The following is a 2,500-nucleotide window of genomic DNA, read 5'->3' as shown; positions in this document are numbered from 1 at the left end:
TTAACGAGCAAGCTTAAGCCGATAGGTGTAGGCGTAGGGAAACCGAGTCTGAATAGGGCGCCTTAGTTCGTTGGATTAGACCCGAAACCGAGTGATCTAGCCATGGCCAGGTTGAAGGTGCGGTAACACGCACTGGAGGACCGAACCCACGCCTGTTGAAAAAGTCGGGGATGAGCTGTGGCTAGGGGTGAAAGGCCAATCAAACTCGGAAATAGCTGGTTCTCCGCGAAATCTATTTAGGTAGAGCGTCGAGCGAATACTCTCGGGGGTAGAGCACTGGATGGGCTATGGGGGCTTACCGCCTTACTGATCCTAACCAAACTCCGAATACCGAGAAGTACTACTCGGCAGACACACAGTGGGTGCTAACGTCCATTGTGAAGAGGGAAACAACCCTGACCGCCAGTTAAGGTCCCTAAGTTATGGCTAAGTGGGAAAGGATGTAGAACTCCCAAAACAACCAGGATGTTGGCTTAGAAGCAGCCATCATTTAAAGAAAGCGTAACAGCTCACTGGTCTAAATAAGGGGTTCCGCGCCGAAAATGTACCGGGGCTCAAGCCATACACCGAAACTGCGGGTGCATCTTATGATGCGCGGTAGCGGAGCGTTCCGTAAGCCAGTGAAGGGAGACCCGTGAGGGCTCCTGGAGGTATCGGAAGTGCGAATGCTGACATGAGTAACGATAAAGGGAGTGAGAGACTCCCTCGCCGAAAGTCCAAGGGTTCCTGCTCAACGCTAATCGGAGCAGGGTTAGCCGGCCCCTAAGGCGAGGCCGAAAGGCGTAGTCGATGGGAACCACGTTAATATTCGTGGGCCTGGTGGTAGTGACGGATGCCGTGTGTCGTATCCCCTTACTGGATTGGGGATGCGGCGAAGGTGTTCCAGGAAATAGCTCCACCGTACAGACCGTACCCGAAACCGACACAGGTGGACTGGTAGAGCATACCAAGGCGCTTGAGAGAACTGTGCTGAAGGAACTCGGCAAATTGCTCCCGTAAGTTCGCGAGAAGGGAGACCCCAGATTGGGCAACCAGTTTGGGGTGGCACAGACCAGGGGGTGGCGACTGTTTATCAAAAACACAGGGCTCTGCGAAGCCGCAAGGCGACGTATAGGGTCTGACGCCTGCCCGGTGCCGGAAGGTTAAGAGGAGGTGTGCAAGCTCCGAATTGAAGCCCCGGTAAACGGCGGCCGTAACTATAACGGTCCTAAGGTAGCGAAATTCCTTGTCGGGTAAGTTCCGACCTGCACGAATGGCGTAACGACTTCCCCGCTGTCTCCAGCACAGACTCAGTGAAATTGAATTCCCCGTGAAGATGCGGGGTTCCTGCGGTCAGACGGAAAGACCCCGTGCACCTTTACTACAGCTTCACACTGGTATTCGTGTCGACATGTGTAGGATAGGTGGTAGACGTTGAAGCAGGAGCGCCAGCTCTTGTGGAGTCATCCTTGAAATACCACCCTTGTCGTCATGGATATCTAACCGCGGTACAACAATATCCGGGACCGTGTGTGGCGGGTAGTTTGACTGGGGCGGTCGCCTCCCAAATGGTAACGGAGGCGCGCGAAGGTGGGCTCAGAGCGGTCGGAAATCGCTCGTTGAGTGCAATGGCATAAGCCTGCCTGACTGCGAGACTGACAAGTCGAGCAGAGTCGAAAGACGGCCATAGTGATCCGGTGGTCCCTCGTGGAAGGGCCATCGCTCAACGGATAAAAGGTACGCCGGGGATAACAGGCTGATGATGCCCAAGAGTCCATATCGACGGCATTGTTTGGCACCTCGATGTCGACTCATCACATCCTGGGGCTGGAGCAGGTCCCAAGGGTTCGGCTGTTCGCCGATTAAAGTGGTACGTGAGTTGGGTTCAGAACGTCGCGAGACAGTTCGGTCCCTATCTGCCGTGGGTGTAGGAGAATTGAGAGGATCTGTCCCTAGTACGAGAGGACCGGGATGGACGTACCTCTGGTGGACCTGTTGTGGCGCCAGCCGCATTGCAGGGTAGCTATGTACGGACGGGATAACCGCTGAAAGCATCTAAGCGGGAAACCCACCTCAAAACGAGTTCTCCCTGAAGAGCCGTGGAAGACCACCACGTCGATAGGAAGCGTGTGGAAGTGCAGCAATGCATGAAGCTTAGCTTTACTAATAGCTCGTTCGGCTTGATCACTCTCATTAGTCCATGTTCATCACAAAATGTTCTCACGCCAGTTGGCTAACGCCAACGGCTGCGAACCACGCGGCCAAACGTGGCCGGCGCACGCTTGTGCTTGCGAAGCTTCGCTTCGTCGGTGCCCAAAGCAAATTGCGCGAAACCTGACAAAAAAATAAGACCAGTTCTCAATTTGATTGCGCTTCGCCGGCCTGGTGGCCCTAGCGGGGAGCCCCCACCCGATCCCATCCCGAACTCGGCCGTGAAACTCCCCAGCGCCAATGGTACTGCATCTTAAGGTGTGGGAGAGTAGGTCGCCGCCAGGCCTGCTAAACGCAATCAATTCTCTTC

Annotated in this window: 2 rRNA genes (1 of these 2 cut by a window edge); both read left to right on the top strand. The window is 55.0% G+C overall.

Annotated elements, in window-relative coordinates:
- Positions 1-2,167: ribosomal RNA gene (locus FR728_RS19115) — 23S ribosomal RNA — on the top strand (it extends 578 nt beyond the left edge of the window).
- Positions 2,168-2,360: 193 nt separating this feature from the next.
- Positions 2,361-2,475, top strand: a 5S ribosomal RNA gene (gene rrf / locus FR728_RS19110).
- Positions 2,476-2,500 lie beyond the last annotated feature (25 nt).

The organism is Roseibium aestuarii (genome assembly GCF_008477545.1).
Taxonomy (GTDB): domain Bacteria; phylum Pseudomonadota; class Alphaproteobacteria; order Rhizobiales; family Stappiaceae; genus Roseibium; species Roseibium aestuarii.
This window is presented reverse-complemented; position numbering and strand designations above follow the sequence as displayed.